This is a genomic window from Oceanobacillus sp. FSL W7-1293, assembly GCF_037969815.1.
Classification (GTDB): domain Bacteria; phylum Bacillota; class Bacilli; order Bacillales; family Amphibacillaceae; genus Oceanobacillus; species Oceanobacillus oncorhynchi.
The window spans coordinates 1650961-1668180 of sequence record NZ_CP150212.1; the positions used below are offsets into that span (position 1 = coordinate 1650961).

General features: G+C 35.1%; 17 protein-coding genes and 1 riboswitch. Of the genes, 10 read left to right on the forward strand and 7 right to left on the reverse strand.

Going from position 1 to position 17220, the window contains the following annotated elements:
• Window positions 1-69: 69 nt before the first annotated feature.
• The 5 genes from MKY65_RS08220 (at window position 70) to MKY65_RS08240 (ending at window position 4154) form a co-directional block, all read left to right on the forward strand.
• Window positions 70-414 (forward strand): metalloregulator ArsR/SmtB family transcription factor, encoded by a 345-nt coding sequence (locus tag MKY65_RS08220; protein ID WP_339183908.1) that lies wholly within the window; start codon window positions 70-72, stop codon window positions 412-414.
• Window positions 389-1729 carry an arsenic transporter gene (locus MKY65_RS08225; RefSeq protein ID WP_339183911.1) on the forward strand — a complete coding sequence of 447 codons (1341 nt, stop codon included), beginning with the start codon at window positions 389-391 and terminating at the stop codon, window positions 1727-1729. Before MKY65_RS08220 ends, MKY65_RS08225 begins: the two co-directional genes overlap by 26 nt.
• Window positions 1730-1743: 14 nt before the next feature.
• Window positions 1744-2163 (forward strand): arsenate reductase (thioredoxin), encoded by a 420-nt coding sequence (arsC, locus tag MKY65_RS08230; protein ID WP_339183913.1) that lies wholly within the window; start codon window positions 1744-1746, stop codon window positions 2161-2163.
• A gap of 99 nt (window positions 2164-2262) precedes the next feature.
• Window positions 2263-2362, forward strand: a riboswitch (purine riboswitch).
• Window positions 2363-2433: 71 nt separating this feature from the next.
• Window positions 2434-3603: an MFS transporter gene (locus tag MKY65_RS08235; RefSeq protein ID WP_339183915.1), complete on the forward strand. Its 1170-nt coding sequence runs from the start codon at window positions 2434-2436 to the stop codon at window positions 3601-3603.
• Entirely contained in the window at window positions 3600-4154 is a 555-nt protein-coding gene (locus MKY65_RS08240) for an HD domain-containing protein (RefSeq protein WP_339183917.1), read from the forward strand. The genes MKY65_RS08235 and MKY65_RS08240 overlap by 4 nt, the downstream gene beginning before the upstream one ends.
• 595 nt (window positions 4155-4749) lie before the next feature.
• On the opposite strand, the gene MKY65_RS08245 is transcribed toward MKY65_RS08240, so the two are convergent.
• The 4 genes from MKY65_RS08245 to MKY65_RS08260 form a co-directional block, all read right to left on the reverse strand.
• Window positions 4750-5925: an iron-containing alcohol dehydrogenase gene (locus MKY65_RS08245; RefSeq protein ID WP_339183918.1), complete on the reverse strand. Its 1176-nt coding sequence runs from the start codon at window positions 5923-5925 to the stop codon at window positions 4750-4752.
• Between the two features lie 18 nt (window positions 5926-5943).
• Window positions 5944-7356 carry a cytosine permease gene (locus tag MKY65_RS08250; protein WP_339183919.1) on the reverse strand — a complete coding sequence of 471 codons (1413 nt, stop codon included), beginning with the start codon at window positions 7354-7356 and terminating at the stop codon, window positions 5944-5946.
• A gap of 33 nt (window positions 7357-7389) precedes the next feature.
• On the reverse strand, window positions 7390-7554 hold the full coding sequence (locus tag MKY65_RS08255) for a hypothetical protein (RefSeq protein WP_339183921.1): 165 nt from the start codon (window positions 7552-7554) through the stop codon (window positions 7390-7392).
• An 80-nt stretch (window positions 7555-7634) separates the two neighbouring features.
• Window positions 7635-9104 (reverse strand): aldehyde dehydrogenase family protein, encoded by a 1470-nt coding sequence (locus MKY65_RS08260; RefSeq protein WP_339183923.1) that lies wholly within the window; start codon window positions 9102-9104, stop codon window positions 7635-7637.
• Between the two features lie 754 nt (window positions 9105-9858).
• Here MKY65_RS08260 and MKY65_RS08265 point away from each other — a divergent pair.
• Window positions 9859-10188 (forward strand): helix-turn-helix domain-containing protein, encoded by a 330-nt coding sequence (locus MKY65_RS08265; protein ID WP_339185161.1) that lies wholly within the window; start codon window positions 9859-9861, stop codon window positions 10186-10188.
• Window positions 10189-10338: 150 nt separating this feature from the next.
• On the opposite strand, the gene MKY65_RS08270 is transcribed toward MKY65_RS08265, so the two are convergent.
• On the reverse strand, window positions 10339-11856 hold the full coding sequence (locus tag MKY65_RS08270; protein ID WP_339183925.1) for an ABC transporter permease/substrate-binding protein: 1518 nt from the start codon (window positions 11854-11856) through the stop codon (window positions 10339-10341).
• Complete coding sequence (locus MKY65_RS08275; RefSeq protein ID WP_339183926.1) at window positions 11849-12811, reverse strand: ABC transporter ATP-binding protein; 963 nt, start codon at window positions 12809-12811, stop codon at window positions 11849-11851. Before MKY65_RS08275 ends, MKY65_RS08270 begins: the two co-directional genes overlap by 8 nt.
• Window positions 12812-13020: 209 nt before the next feature.
• Here MKY65_RS08275 and MKY65_RS08280 point away from each other — a divergent pair, with 209 nt between their 5' ends.
• The 4 genes from MKY65_RS08280 (at window position 13021) to MKY65_RS08295 (ending at window position 16190) form a co-directional block, all read left to right on the forward strand.
• A complete protein-coding gene (locus tag MKY65_RS08280) occupies window positions 13021-13329 on the forward strand; it encodes a hypothetical protein (protein WP_339183927.1) in 309 nt (102 codons plus the stop codon).
• Between the two features lie 27 nt (window positions 13330-13356).
• Window positions 13357-14328, forward strand: coding sequence for a zinc-binding dehydrogenase (locus MKY65_RS08285; RefSeq protein ID WP_339183930.1), 972 nt, complete (start codon window positions 13357-13359; stop codon window positions 14326-14328).
• The gene (locus tag MKY65_RS08290) at window positions 14325-14972 is read left to right on the forward strand and encodes an endonuclease III domain-containing protein (protein WP_339183932.1); all 648 of its coding nucleotides are present in this window, start codon (window positions 14325-14327) and stop codon (window positions 14970-14972) included. The genes MKY65_RS08285 and MKY65_RS08290 overlap by 4 nt, the downstream gene beginning before the upstream one ends.
• 381 nt (window positions 14973-15353) lie before the next feature.
• A complete protein-coding gene (locus MKY65_RS08295; protein WP_339183934.1) occupies window positions 15354-16190 on the forward strand; it encodes a sulfite exporter TauE/SafE family protein in 837 nt (278 codons plus the stop codon).
• A gap of 210 nt (window positions 16191-16400) precedes the next feature.
• On the opposite strand, the gene MKY65_RS08300 is transcribed toward MKY65_RS08295, so the two are convergent.
• Complete coding sequence (locus MKY65_RS08300) at window positions 16401-17009, reverse strand: hypothetical protein (RefSeq protein ID WP_339183936.1); 609 nt, start codon at window positions 17007-17009, stop codon at window positions 16401-16403.
• Window positions 17010-17220 lie beyond the last annotated feature (211 nt).

A 17220-nucleotide genomic window follows, 5' to 3' on the forward strand; every position in this document is an offset into this window, starting at 1 on the left:
TTTTGCTTGATTATATAAGTGCATAATTATATACTTATGTCGTGATTTAATAAAGAAGGGGGAAATCAAATGCTGCAAACAATAATTGAAATGGAGAAAGCTGCGGGGATTTTAAAATTACTTGGTGATAAAACAAGATTAACCATGCTAAAATTAATGGATGAACAGACTTGCTGTGTTTGTGAGTTCGTTGAAATATTTCAATCCAGTCAACCATCCATTAGCCAACATTTACGTAAACTGAAAGATTTGGGGTTAGTGAAGGAAGAAAGAAAAGGTCAATGGATATTTTATTCGGTCAATAATAAGAGTGCGTATTATTCTTTCATCAAACCAATTTTGGATCAATTACCAGATCAAGATGATAAATTAAAAGAACTGGAAGAGAATGGGACACGCATTTCTTGCTGTTAGGTTTGGAGGTCTTATTTTGTCAGCAACACTTATACTCGCCATTATAATATTTGTTTTAACGCTAGTCCTAGTCATTTGGCAGCCGAAGAATTTAAACATTGGCTGGTCAGCCATGGGAGGAGCTGTTATTGCTTTACTCGCAGGAGTAGTGGGATTTAGTGATGTACTTGAAGTTATTGGCATCACATGGAATGCAACATTATCATTTGTCGCCATCATTCTTATTTCATTGGTATTAGATGAGATTGGATTATTTGAATGGGCAGCATTACATATGGCACGAATAGCAAAAGGGCATGGAATCAAGATGTTTGTCTATATCAGTATTTTGGGAGCGATTGTCGCAGCCTTATTTGCGAATGATGGTGCAGCACTCATTCTAACACCGATTGTGCTTGCGATGGTACGTCACTTGAATTTTAAAGAAAAAATGATTTTTCCATTTATCATGGCCAGTGGGTTTATCGCTGATACAACCTCCCTTCCGTTTATTGTTAGTAACCTAGTTAATATTGTTTCAGCAGATTTCTTTGGTATTGGGTTCGTGGAATATGCTTCAAGAATGATTATTCCAAACTTATTTTCCCTGGTAGCAACCATTTCGGTATTATTAATTTACTTTAGAAAAAGCATACCTAAAAACTATGATGTATCGAAATTAAGAATACCAGGCGATGCGATTAAGGACTTAAAAATGTTTCGTCTATCATGGTTTGTGCTTGGCCTATTAGTGATTGGGTACTTTACCAGCGAATTTATCAACGTGCCTGTTTCGATTATTGCTGGAACAATTGCGATTTTCTTTATTATCATGGCAAGACAGAGTACCGCAGTTAATACAAAGGAAGTAATGAAAGGAGCACCATGGAATATTGTATTCTTCTCCATTGGAATGTACGTGGTGGTCTACGGTTTAGGGAATGCCGGATTGACATCTGCATTAGCAGGTATCATTCAAACAGTTGCTGATCAAGGATTATTTGTTGCAACAGTTGCCATGGGATTCATTGCGGCATTCCTATCATCCATCATGAATAATATGCCTACCGTAATGATTGATGCGTTAGCCATTGCGGAAACAAACACATCTGGTGTGTTACGGGAAGCTCTTATTTATGCAAATGTAGTCGGTTCAGATTTAGGTCCCAAAATTACGCCTATAGGTTCTTTAGCAACACTAGTATGGTTGTATGTATTATCTCAAAAAGGCGTTAAAATTTCATGGGGCACTTATTTTAAAACAGGGATTATTTTAACCCTTCCCATCTTATTGATTACATTAGTAGGTCTATATCTAACATTAATTCTATTTTAACAAGGAGCATGATTATGTCTAAAAAAACAATCTATTTCTTATGTACTGGAAATTCTTGCAGAAGCCAAATGGCTGAAGGCTGGGCAAAACAAAATCTTGGGGATGCATGGGAGGTTAAAAGTGCAGGAATCGAGGCACATGGTTTAAATCCAAATGCCGTAAAAGCAATGCAAGAGGTCAATATTGATATTTCTAACCAAACATCCGATATGATTGACCCGGAAATCTTAAACAATGCAGACTTTGTAGTCACTTTATGCGGGGATGCTGCGGATAAATGTCCAATGACACCGCCACAAGTGAAACGTGACCATTGGGGATTTGATGATCCAGCCAAAGCTCAAGGGAATGAAGAGGAAAAATGGGCTGTATTCCAACGGGTTCGGGACCAAATAGGAGAAAGAATCAGATGTTTTGCGGAAACAGGAGAATAATGTATGATTATTTGCTTCGATTCCATGTAAACAAGAGGGAACGAGTTATTTTTCAATGTTCTATATAAAATATAGTATTGTAAATAATAATTTTATATGTTAATATTATGAAAAATTATATGTATAACCTCAATAATATGGTTTGAGGGTCTCTACCAGGAACCGTTAAATCCTGATTACAAAAATTCGTCTTTTATTTTTGTAATCAGGATTTTTTTATTCTGTATCTATGAAAAAATGTAAGACGTATGTATAGAAAGGTTGATTTTATTGAACTTTAAAGTTTTTATATTAGCGGTTTCTGCGTTTACAGTGGGTTTGGTTGAATTAATTGTAGGAGGAATTTTACCTGTTATTGCAAATGACTTAAACGTTTCATTAGCTAAGGCGGGACAATTAATAACAGTATTTGCTTTTGTGTACGCAATTTCTGCTCCTGTTCTGTTGTCCTTAACCGCAAAAATAGAAAGAAAACGTCTTTATCTCATTGCGTTGTTTCTATTTGCTATTGGAAATATCATTACGGCGATTAGTTCTATATTTTTCTTTGTAATGGTTGCAAGAATTGTAACTGCGATGTGTACCGCTTTAATTATTGTTTTATCATTAACAATTACATCAAAAATTGTAGAACCATATCAAAGAGCAAGGGCTTTAGGAATAATCATGATGGGAGTAAGTTCTTCGCTTGTTATAGGGGTACCCATCGGTATTTTTGTAACTGATCTGTTTGGATGGCGTTCTGTATTTTTAGGTATAGCTTTACTAGCTGTTTTATCAATGGTACTAATTCATAAAACTCTGGACAGTATGCCGGTTGCTAAAGTGGTATCTTTAAAAACTCAAATTAAATCGTTAAGAAATCCTAAGATTTATTGTGCACATTTAATTGTTTTGTTTATGCTTGCAGGCCATTATATGCTTTATGCATATTTCACACCGTTTTTGATAGAAGCATTCAATATGAATTCTATGTGGATTAGTGTATGTTATTTAATTTTTGGTGTAGCCTCTGTAGTAGGAAATATCATTGGTGGCTGGTTAAGTGACCATTTAGGTTCCAGTAAATCTATTTTATTAGTTATTACTTTTTTTGCTATCACTTTATTTGTACTTCCTTATGCTACTTCATTTTTACCACTATTCCTATTTATAATGGTTGTTTGGGGAGCTCTTAGCTGGGCTTTAACACCTCCTCTTCAGAATTACTTAATACAGATTTCTCCGAAGACATCTGATATTCAACAGAGTATAAATACATCAGCCTTACAATTAGGGATTTCTCTTGGTTCGGCTATTGGTGGTACATCTTATGCAATATTAGGTTCAGCTATGGATTTAGCGAAAATTGGATCTATATTAGTCGTAATTGCATTGTTATTTGCAATTTTATCATTGAAAATACAATCTTTAAAAGTAAAAAAAGGAGAATCAAAATGAGAAATGGACTACACATAAATACATTTACAGGTATCCATTTTTACCCACTAGACCCTAAAATAACAGAAATAAAAACGGAAGATATTGCTCATGCATTATCATTAATTTGTAGAGCTAATGGGCATTGTAGTCATTTTTATAGCGTAGCACAACATTCTTTAAATTGTGCTGAAGAAGCAAAAATAAGAGATTATTCAACCAGAGTACAATTAGGCTGTTTATTACATGACGCCTCAGAAGCATATATTTCAGATATAACAAGACCAGTAAAAAAAGAATTAAAAAGTTATTTGAAACTTGAAGACAATTTGCAAAAGGTCATTTATCAAGCTTATTCTTTAGAAAATTTAACAGTTCAAGAATTAGAGGCTATCAAAGAAATTGATGACGCAATGTTATACTATGAAATGGAAAATTTGTTAAATGCAAACATAGGAAATAGTAAACAGCATGTTCGTAAGCATGATTTATCTTACAGAGCCATGCATGAAGTAAAAGTAGAATTTATTAGTCATATAGAAAATCATTACAAAACATTAATCAACCAGTAATCATATGACAATATTTTAAAAAATTTCTTGATACGATGAACTAGAGCTTCCATAAGCAATCGCTCAATGTCTGTGAAACTATCCATTAGTTTTTTTGCTTGTATACAACTGGTGCTTTTAGACAGATTGTTAGCAGGCAAGAAAAATTAATCAGCGTAGTAATAGAAAACAAAGATGTGAAAAAAGGTATTAAAGTAGGGGATTATTTCTTTATATGGAGCTCATTCTACTGCGATGGGGCAGTTAGTAAACAGCTTTTAATGTATCACTAGTTATGATGGGAACAAACGATAGTGCGTTAGTTAGATTAAGTGTACAAAATGATAATGTTTGAAATAATAGTGGGAAAGACTGTCGAGAAAAACCTGATACATTCAGAGGTATTCATAAAATTTGATAAGTTAGTTTATAAGATAATATAAAAATTGTACTTGATGATAAAATAATTAATCCTAACATTACTAGCATTTATTTCTTTTCGCTTTCAGATTAAAAAGAACCCTCCTACTTAGGGAGGGGGTTCAATAAGTACCAATACATATGCTATATATTTATACATCTATTACATTTTAAATTCTGAAAGATTATTTTACCCTTATTTACTATCTGTATTCAAATTTAAAGAATTTCTGTATGCTTTTTCAAGCACTTTTACATAATCGGATACAGTCATTTCTTTTGCATTATTCGGATTAGATGAACTTTGAACAGCTGTTTCAGCCAGTTGCTGAAAATCGCTTTGATCCACATTTTCCAGTTCTTTAAACAGAGGAATATGGAATTTCTGATTTAAGCGCAATAAAATTTCCACTGTCTCATTTGCAGCTTCCTCTACTGATTTATCAGAATCTACTCCTAATGCAAATCCAACTTCTGCATGCCTTTTAAAATTGGCTTCCATATTGTGATGAAACATATAAGGTAAAAAGACAGCATTTGCTACTCCATGTGGCGTATCATACTTGCCTCCGATAGCTTCTGATATACAATGTACTCCTGCTGTATCTGCATTACCAAAGGCAATTCCAGCCATTAAGCTAGCAATAAGCATATTCTCCCTTGCTTCTTCATTTCTATTGTTAACTGCTTCTGCTAAGTTCTCCTTAATCAGCTTGATAGCATGGAGTGCTAACCCGTCTGTAATCGGGTTTGCGATTTGACAAGTGTATGCTTCAATCGCATGAGTTAATGCATCTAAACCAGTACTAGCTGCAACAGGAGCTGGTAATGATTGTGTTAATTCTACGTCTAACAAGGCAAGCTTCGGAATAATGCGATAGTCACCAATACCCATTTTATAATGATTGGTCGTATCCGTAATCACTGACCAGCAAGTAACTTCACTTCCTGTTCCAGCGGTAGTTGGAATACAAAGAATTGGAAGTGGGGGCTTTTCAGCTAACGACATTCCTTCATAGTCTTTTATTACTCCTTGATTCGTACAAAGAATACTGACTGCTTTGGCCGTATCGATTACACTCCCTCCTCCAATAGCTATAATTGCATCAATGGGCTTATTGTTAAATTCAGAAGCAATCCGATTGCAATCTGTGTCACGAGGATTTGGTTTAACATCATAAAAAGTTTCATATTCAATCTGATAATCATATAAACTACTATAAATATTTGTTAATAAACCTGCTTTTTCTACTCCTTTATCAGAGATAATCAGAACATGCTTCAGATGGTAATCTTTTGCATAATATCCGATATTTGAACTTACACCTTTCTTGTTAATTATTCTTGTTGGCATCAAATATTCAAAATTCATTTATAGCCCCTCTTTAATTTATTTATTTGTTTTTTCTGTTTTGATTAAATAATTTTTTATTCTGGTAAACTTACTTAAAATAATATATAAAGCTGCACTTACAAACATTGTCAGACCTGTAGCGGTCGTATACAAGAAAATATCACTTCTAGGTACAGCGTTGATTGGATCATATACTAAAAAGTAGCATATAATTCCTACAAAAAAGGATACCCAAGCAGGTATATTAAATCCACCTGTATACGTATAAGTTTGATCCCCATTCACTTTATATAATCCGCGCATGGAAAAGCGCTGTTTTCTTACGATATAAAAATCTGCAATAACTAGCGCTACGACAGAACCAGCTGTAGCACCGATAACAGCTAGGAAAGTTTCATAATATGTCCAAATACCGCCCCATAAAATCAAGAGGGTAACCCAGCCAGCCCAGAAATAAGTGACAGTCTTAAATTTAAGTTTTGGCATGATTACTTTACTACTTACAGCAAAACTATATAATCCAACTGCTTGCGTAGTTACATTAGCAATCACAATAAATATGAGTGAAATAAGTCCAAATCCAGGTCCGCCTAATTCAATTAACCATTCAGTAGGATCATCCGTCACTACTCCGGTGGATGCATACATTGCTAACGTTGTAATAACACCAATACAAATAAAGCCAGCCATGATAACGGAAAAACCGGTCATATGTCCCCAATAGCTTGAACGTTCTGTTTTAACAAGCCTGGCGAATACACCAAGTGCCCCAAACCAAGCCAATATGTATGCTATATTCCATTCCATAACTAGCATATAACTCGTATGACGATCTCCATAGGCTCCTTCATCTGGCGGTGTAATAGCTGCTAAATCAGCAATAGAAAATTGGCTAAATACAGAGATTAATATAATGACACCTACCAGCAGAAGGGAGGGCACCATGATTCTTGTAGAAGTTCTAACTGCAATTGGTCCTCTTAATGCAATCATCGTTCCAAAAATAATACAAGTAATAGCAATTAATGGTTTCCATACACTTGAAATCGAAAAACCTGCTGCATCTGATAACCTCATCACAGAGTTAGCATATATTTCCGCATTAATAGAATAATATCCAAATTGTCCCGCTATATAGATAATGGCAAAAATACTTACACCTAAGTGACCCAATAAAGCACGTAAATATAACCATATGTCAATACCATTTCTGGTCGGAATGATAACACATAAATAAATAATTATCCCAGCGAGAACCATGCCAAACATTGTTCCTGTAATAGCTTCTTTAAATCCTAACAGTGAAGCAATCGTTCCTCCTTGAACATAGCACCAAGTAGCAATTGCCCAAGCGCCTGTTGCTAAAACAATATCCCAATAACTATAAATTCTTTCATGTTTTAATAATGGCATGATGCCATAATAAACATCTCTATCTACATTCTTCAATTGTCCTTCTCCTCCATTCGTTTCATAAGCCTATTACATAACTCCCCAAATCAATCCAAATACACAAATAACACTGACAATAATCATGGCAATCACATCATTCTTATTTAATGCTGGTCCATAATCGTAGTCATCTGCCTCTATTTTTTTGACTCGATATTCTATTTCTTTATCCATGCTTTTTTCTTTTCCATCCATAGAATAGATGCCTCCTTTTTTTTAACTTTTTGAATGAGTAGAAGGAATTTAGTTTGATATTTTTAACGAGTTTTAACTTTTTACTCTCTGAACCAATCAATCATATCGGGCTGTAGGTTGATATTGATTTGCTTAAGCTCTGAAAACTCATCCAGACCTGATTCACTAAGACTCCGACCAATTCCGCTTTCTTTATAACCGCCCCAAGGAGCTTCATAATAATTTTCGTGATACGTATTTATCCAAGTTATACCAGCTTTTATTTTTTTTATAACTCTCCAAGCTTTATTATAATCTTTTGTGAATACAGATCCTGCCAGACCATACTTTGTATTATTTGCAAACTCAATTGCTTCTGACTCATTCGTGAATTTTTGTATTGTAACCACTGGTCCAAATATTTCTTCTTGAACAATTCTCATATGTTGTTTTACATCAATAAATGCAGTCGGTTCAACAAAATAACCATTTTCAAGTTCCATATTTGTTAATCTGTTCCCGCCACATGCAATACGTGCTCCTTCTTCTTTGCCTGTTTGAATATACGCCAGCACCTTTTGCATATGTTCTTCGCTAACAAGTGGCCCCATCTCTGTATTCGGATTATCTCCTGCTCCGACAGTAATATTGTTTGCCCGTATGACAAAACGTTCGACAAATGCACCATAGATAGAGTCTTCTACTAATATTCTAGAAGCAGCCGAACAAATTTGCCCTGCACCATAGTAAATACCATATAGCGCGTAATCCACAGCCATATCTATGTCCGTATCTGCAAAAATAATATTTGGTGACTTGCCACCTAATTCAAGGGATACTTTCTTTAAATTACCTGTAGCAGCTTTCATGATATGTCTGCCTGTATCGGTTCCTCCGGTAAAAGAAATCATATCTATATCATGGCTAACAGCCAGTTCATTACCTACTATTTTGCCATCTCCCATCACTAGATTAACAACGCCATCTGGCAAACCAATGTCATCAAAAATTTCAAATAGCTTAACTGCTGTTATCGGAGTGATTTCAGAAGGTTTTAGTACGATAGTATTGCCTGCTGCAAGCGCAGCAGCAATTTTCCACACACTCATTAGTAAAGGAAAATTCCAAGGAACAATTAATCCGCAAACACCTACAGGTTCACGTACAACTACTGTTTCCAATGCTGGGGCAGTATTATAAGTTTGCCCAGTCGCTGTTCGGATAATAGATGCATAATAACGAAAACAATCCGCCGCATCTTGTACATCAATTTTTGCTTCATGCAGTGGTTTTCCATTGTCCAACATTTCCAACTCTGCAATTGTATCTAGGTGTTTTTCAATCCGAATAGCAACTTCTATTAATAATTTAGAACGCTCAGTACTACACAATTCTGCCCAATCTCCTTGATCAAAAGCAGAGCGTGCTACTCTAATAGCTGTTTTAACATCGTCTGTAGTTCCATCAACTGTATGGGCAATTATTTTCCCGTTTGCTGGATTCGTTATATTCCTTTCCTGCCCGTTTACTGATGTGTACCAATTGCCATTAATATAGTGGTTCAACTCCATAGTTAAATCTCCTTTTTCATACTGATATTTCTGATATTTCAAAGCATAATTATTAAGAATAAATTATCTTACTTTTTAAAGCAAGTTCGATATAAAGTGATAAACGCCTTTATTTTATTGTTTTCAGCCATTAATACAGTATAAGAGTGGAAAATTGTTTATTTAAGTCGTTTTTAGTACATTTATGACGACTATTCGCGTCATCTATCTATTAGAGGTTGTTCAAAAAGTCCAATAAAAATGACACGGCGAATTCCTGCGTTGACTTCATTTTTCCGATACTCACGTATTTAATAGCATATGCTCTGTGCGTAAAAATGAAGTCGCCTTGAACTTCTTGGTCCCATTTATCGGACTTTTTGAACACGCACTATTATTTTATCTATCATTAATTCTCGAAATAATATAATATTTATTATTAAAACTCAGTAAGTACAGTTATAGTATGTTGCAGTTAAGTCTATGCTTGCAGGTCAAAATACTGATTAGGAGGGGGATGATTGTTTAGTAGGAATAAAAAACAAAAGGCTTTATTGGCTGTAATAAAAATGAGAACCCAGTAAAAATCAAACGCACATCAAAATTTAATTCATGAGTAGGAGGAGGGGAGCCACCATTTAATCGTTAGCCATAGTGATGGAATTATATTCATCAAAAAGAGGTACAACAACGCCTAGGAGGAAAACATAGATAACTTTCACATACTTATGTTAGTATTAAGAATCAAATGAGAAAATAGATAAGGAGTAAAATGATGCTAAGTAAAGAGGAATTACCTTTTTGTCCAGTTGCTACAACAGTTGATTTAATCGGGAATAAATGGAAACTATTGATTATGCGTGAATTATTGACTGGTACCAAACGTTTTAATGAAATACATAAAGCGATTGATGGGATTAGCCAAAAAGTTTTAACGGAGAACTTACGAAAGATGGAGGAAGATGGCATTGTTGACCGAAAAAATTATGCGGTTGTTCCACCAAAGGTTGAATATTCATTAAGTGAATTAGGTGATTCATTGCGTCCAATTATTGATTCAATGAGTGCGTGGGGAACAGCGTATATCAAAGAAAATTTAAAGTAGAATAATATGAACACTGATTACCTAGTCAGTGTTCATATTATTCGTAATCATTTTGATATCAATATTTTTAGGGGGTTTATCATAAAATCAGCAGACTGAAAAAGGAAATAGAGATAGGACATAAAATGATTTGTCCCAAACCTCTTCCAATTATTCTATGAACCCTTCTTCCAGCAGGTAAGATTCAGCCACATCCCTCGCATTTTGTTCTTCAACGCCGACTTGGTAATTCATTTCGCGCATTTCATCATCGGTAATTCTTCCAGCTAATTGATTAAGAATCTCTTCCAGCTCTGGATGTTCTTTCAGAGTTTCCGTCCTCATCAGAGGTGCCCCTTGATAAGGTGGAAAAAATTCTTGATCGTCTTCCAAAACAGTCAACTCGTACCTCCTAATTTCACTGTCAGTGGAATTAGCTTCCAGTAAATTAATATTACCCTGCTCTAGTGCTGTGTAACGAAGTTGTGGTTCCATCGTGGTAAGGTTAGGGAATGTCAGGTTATATACTTCCTGAATACCAAGGTAACCATCCTCTCGATCTGAGAATTCTAATGTGAAACCAACGAATAATTCATTCTCTAACCCATGTAAATCTGAAATCGTTTTGAGCTGATGCTCTTCAGCAAACTCCTGTGAAGTAGCTAAGGTAAACGTGTTATTAAATGCCATTGGTTCAAGTAAAGTGAGATTTTCCTCTTCTAAAATTCCATCATGCGCTTGGGTATATACTTCCTCTTTATTATTACTGATTGCTTCTTCATTTAGGAATTCGTTAATAATTGTTCCCGTAAATTCAGGATAAATATCAATATTGCCTGATTGTAAGGCGTTATATAGAAAGGTGGTTTTACCAAGACCAGGTTCTAATTCTACCTGAATATCTGTTTCTTCCTCAATTAACAGTTTGTAGATATGAATTAGAATTTCAGGTTCCGTCCCTAGTTTTCCACCAATGATTAATGTATCTTGGTTGCTTTTCATCAGGCTTGGTACCACAGAAAAACTAAAAGTAATTACTATAATAACTGCAATGGTGGCAAGTGATTTCTTATAGGATATATTTTCCATCTTTCGTAACAAGAAATCAAAAGCAATTGCTAAAAGTGCAGCAGGGATTGCCCCTAAAATAATCAGTGTAGAATTATTACGATCAATCCCCAGCAAGATTAGATCACCCAAACCGCCAGCTCCAATAAGAGCAGCAAGTGTTGCCGTTCCAATGATAAGTACCATAGCAGTGCGAATACCTGCCATAATAACTGGCATGGCTAAAGGTAATTCTACTTTTTGCAGTCTCTTGATTTGATTCATTCCCATTGCTTTGGAAGCCTCGATCAGTGACTTGTCAATTTCTTTAATACCTGTATATGTATTGCGTAAAATCGGCAGCAAAGCATAGATAACTAATGCAATAACAGCCGGAAGTCGCCCAATACCGAATAGAGGAATAAATAACCCGAGCAATGCCAAGGAAGGGATGGTTTGTAATACCGCAGCTACACCGATAATCCCCTCTGCGATTCTTTCTTTTCTAGTTAAGAAAATTCCCAATGGAATAGCGATTATAACCGCAAAAAAGAGAGAGAGAAAGGAAATCTGAATATGCTCCAACAAAGCTTGCCAGAGGTCGCCTTGTCTACTTTGAAATTCTTGCAAGATATTATTCATAAGCGGTCTCCACTCCTGCTGCTTGTTTAGATAAATGGACAATCATCATTTGCCTATTTACATAGCCTATTACCTTACCGCTTTTCTCAACAAACACTTGATCTTGCTCTGACAATGCTTGCAGCGTTTCTTCGAGGGAGGCCGAATGCGAAAGCTGTGCTTTCCCTACATCTACGTCCTCTTTCTCCGTAGGCTCCATAAAAGCTTGCAGATTAAAGGCTATAGCAGGCTTACCAGTTAAACCTACAAAATCCCTGACGAAGTCATTCACAGGTGTATGAATCATTTCATCAGGAGTGCCAATTTGCACAATTTCACCTTGATTCATTAAGCAAATACGATCAGCTAGTTTAATTGCCTCTTGCATATCGTGGGTAACAAACACGATTGTCTTCTGAATCGTTTGTTGAAGATGAAGAATATCATCCTGTAATTTCTCTCGACTAATGGGATCTAATGCACTGAACGGTTCATCCATAAGAATAATATCTGGATCAGCTGCTAATGCTCTTATCACACCAACCCTTTGTTGTTGTCCTCCTGACAACTCAACAGGCTTTCTGTGTCGATAGGTTGCTGGATCTAAGCCAACCATGTGCAGTAATTGAGTCACACGTTCCTTGATCTTCTGTTTATCCCAATGCTTTAACTCTGGAACGATTGCAATATTTTCTTCAATCGTCATATGCGGAAACAAGGCGATTTGCTGAAGCACATAACCAATATTCCAACGTAACTCCTCTAATTGATAATCACTGATTCGTTGATTATTAATAAAGATTGTACCATCTGAAATCGGGATTAAACGATTAATCATCTTTAAAGTAGTGGTTTTTCCACAGCCGCTGGGACCGATTAGAACAAAGAATTCTCCTTGTTCAATCTTGAAATCAATAGAATCTACTGCTACAGTATCATCAGGAAATTGCTTACTTACATTGTTAAATGTAATCATAGAGATACTTCCTCTCCATTCCAACTATATATTGATATGAAACAGATTGCTCACTTTCTCGTTGTTATTGTAAAATAACTATCAATTGGATAGAAGTAGGCACTTTTTTATAAGTCACTTACCTTTTTGTAAGTATCTAATAAAAAAGTGCCTACTTCTTATTTCCTTTTTATAAATTTACAATAGAAATGAAAAGAGGTGTTTTAAAAATGGATTCTCTCATCATATTTTTCTCCATCATTAATCACCCAATTAAAATTTCTATGCTGAAATTCATTGAAGAGAATAATTCAGCAGCCAGATTGGATGAGGTTATTAATTATTTTCCAGATAAGAGATTGCTGGTAAATCAATGTTTTTGGGAATTATATAACGATCAGCTACTAAAAATTGAGAATCAGAAGAGAAGAGATATTATTACGATATCCCCCTTTGGAAAAGAATTAACACACATTCTACGCCGCTTTGATCAACGGTCACAAGACCATCAATTTTATGGCTTTTATAGAGAGAATTAAAGTATTTGAATACTGGAGGAATGGCGTATGAAAGCAATTGTTGTTTATGAAGCAGGAAGTCCAGAGAAGCTTGTTTATACAGAAGTTTCAACACCAACCATAAAAGAAGGTTGGTCTTTAATTAAAATAATGGGATTCGGCATTAACCACTCAGAGATTTTTACTCGAGAGGGAAAATCGCCTTCTGTGCATTTCCCGCGGATTTTAGGGATTGAAGCCGTTGGAATAATTGAAGAAACAACTGATGAAAATCGTTTGCCAAAAGGACAAAAGGTAATCTCCATAATGGGAGAGATGGGAAGAGCTTTTGATGGCAGTTATGCAGAATATGCTTTACTGCCAAACAAACAAATTTATCCTGTATCGACAGAATTATCTTGGGAAGAATTAGCAACGATACCAGAGACTTATTATACTGCCTTCGGTTCCATGAAAAATTTACAAATTAAAGAAGGTAATTACATTTTAGTTCGAGGTGGCACTAGTGGTGTTGGTGTTGCGTTTATAAATTTAATTAAACGAAAGTATAAAAACATTTCCATTGACGGCACCAGCCGTCACCTTAATAAAAGAGATACCTTACGCAGAGCAGGCTTTTCTGATGTGGTGGAGGATAGAAATGGAGTATTACAAACTGACAAAACCTATGACAGAATTCTTGAACTCATTGGTCCCGCAACGCTCAAAAATTCTTTCCATCATATTAATGAAGGAGGCATTATTTGCAGCACTGGTCAATTAGGTGGGCAATGGTATTTAGAGAATTTTGATCCTATTTTTGATATAAAAAATAATAGCTATCTCACTGCGTTCTATTCTAATAATGTGAATGAAGCTAAGATAAAAGAGCTTCTTCAGTATATTGAAAAAAATCAAATTCAGATTACTCCTGAAAAAATATTTTCTCTAAAAGAAGTGCCTCAAGCTCATCAATATTTAGAAAGCACAAATAGTTTTGGCAAAGTGATTGTTCTCCATTCAGAGGCGATGAATAGATGAAAACAAATGAAGAAAAAATTCATGTTCTAAATAAACTAGTCGCTCATTATGGACATCAAAACTGGTGGGAAGATAATAATCGTCTTTCCGATTGGGTTTCTATGATATTAATCCAACAAACTACCGAAAAAAATGCCAAACGAGCATTAGCGAATCTTACACCGTATCTAACAGTAGATGGGTTGGTGAATATTGGAATAAAGGAATTAGAAGAACTGGTATATCCAGCTGGTTTCTATAAGCAGAAAAGCAAGTATATCAAGGCCTTAATCCACTGGTTTGTCAGTCATGGAGATAGCTTTGTTAAATTTCACCTGTATTCAACGGAAGAATTACGAAAAGAATTGTTGAAAATTAAAGGGGTAGGATCAGAAACCGCGGATGCAATGCTACTTTATATTTTTGAACGCAATGTCTTTATTGCCGATCTCTATGCAAGACGGTTATTTACTCGATTAGGTCTTGGAGAATACAAAACCTATGAACAAATGCGAGGAGAATTTATGCCGATTGTAAAGGACATCCCTCATAAACTTTGTAAGGAGTGGCATGCGGTAATTGATGTTCATGGCAAGCATTATGGAAAAAATAAAGGTATGGAGGAGTCCTGGCTGCTGGGAAGTAAATCGAGTGGAGATAGCTGATTTTATTAGTAAGTACTAGTAAGATATGCGAGTCAGCGGTTATTGTAGAAGAAGTGCGGGTCTTTAGTAAAAGAGCAGTCTTCACAAAAAACGTTATTATCAATCTTTCTTAGATATTAAGTGAGGCAGAATGGATATGATTTATGTCTAAATACAGATATTTTTAACTGGGGACATATTGGATATGAGTAAACGTATCGATATCATAACTTTTTCATTGCAAGGTGAAATTATCTCTTGTAAATCAAGAAATTCGAAATTTATTATCAATCCTCTGCAAATGCAAAATGTATTCGGGAAAAAGATATGATAATTTCAATTGATTATCATGTCTTTATTTGAATAGTTAAAGTTATTTTTGCCTATGCAGCAGGAAGTAGTTTGTATTCGTTGATTCCATTCAACCTTTTGGAGATGATTGTTATATTTATCTTATATTTAATCATTAGTTTGTCAGCTTCGATACTTGGAGCAGTTGCTGGTTTGGGCGGAGGAGTTATTATCAAGCCGCTGTTAGACTTCTTTGGTCATTTTGATTTACCTACGATTGGAGTATTATCAGCTGCTACTGTATTGGCAATGTCAACAATGTCCTTAATAAAATTAAGTATATCAAGAAGTGAGGCGAAAATTGACAAAACAATTAGTTTGCTTTTAGCATTAGGTTCAATTACAGGAGGAATTTTAGGTAAATTCGTATTTAATTATTTTGCAGTATCGCTTGGTATGCTGACAGGAACAGCTCTCCTTCAATCAGTAACGCTTGCTTTACTTCTTACGCTGTTACTTTTCTATTTTTTGAAAAAGGACAAACTAAAATCCTTTGTATTTGAAAATAGAATGATTATTATAATGATTGGTTTATCATTAGGGTTTCTTTCTGCTTTCTTAGGAATTGGAGGCGGCCCTCTAAATGTGGCTGTATTAATTCTATTTTTTTCACTGAATGTAAGAGATGCAGCTTTTAATTCTATATTTATTATCTTTTTCTCACAGTTATCCGCGCTTTTGTTAATTGCACTGACCACTGGATTTACAAATTATGATTTATCTATGGCAGGTTATATGATAACAGGTGGGGTTATTGGCGGTTTAATAGGCACCAATATTGCTATTAGATTGTCTAACAAGCTGATTGAAAAGATATTTAATGCGGCTATATTGTTAATCATTTTTATCAATTTGTATAATGTCGTTAACCTTATCATGGTTCATTAAGGAGAACGAAAGATTCAGCAAAATGATTTTCTTAATTTCTTTAACGCTCCCCGTTCTTTTCCCTCATATCTTTAATCCTCATGTATAATAATCAATTTTTAATTTAAAGATTATCCGTAACTAGAGAATTTTATAAATACCTAGATAACTAAACAGCCGTCTATTTCTGAACGGCTGTTATTCTGACTACCATCTCAATATTCTTTTCGATTAGTCTGTTGGTGTAATAACTAAATCCTTAAAGTATCCTTCAGTACCAATATCGACAAACAAACCGATTGCTCCTCTTGCGTCTGATCCAAGTTTCATATTATCTACAACCAGAGCAGGATTGTCGTTATCATTGAGGTAGAAGGTTCCTTTATTGTCTTCAATGACAGCTTTTAGACTGATCCACTCATCAAGTCCAATATCTGCCGGGCCTTCAAAATCTGTAATCCCATTATCCCTAAAATAATCAAACTTGTATTTAGGGTAGGAAAAGTATTGGATTCCTCGATTTTTTCTCACCGGATCATCGATACGACCATTAGTTGGCCGAACATAAAAAGATTCAAAGGTAGAATCCTCATCATCGATACGGAAGGCGATCCCAATGAATCCTCGTGCAAAATCAGGTGCATCCGGCAGTAATCTGCTTAACATTTTAACTTCAATCACACCATTATGGAATGAAGTGTTTTCAGCTTTAGCATAAGTATTTTCGTCAAAATCCATCAACTTATCTTTTTTAGTCACCTGTAACGCTGACTCTCCATCAATTGCTACTTGCTTAGTAGTTGTATGAACCGGAATAAATTCCATTAACTCAATCCCCATAAGTTCATCTCCTTACATAAAATTTTTGTTAGTAATTAGTATAGAAGCATTTTAAACGTTTGTGAAGTAGGCACAAAAAGGTAACCTCCTAATGTTGATATCTTTGCCACCGTTGCTGATTTTGCTTGGAATATTCATCAAGCAGATGTTGGAATAAAAGATATTGATTTTCAAACTGTTTATAGCAGTCAGTGATAGTGGACGAGTTCTA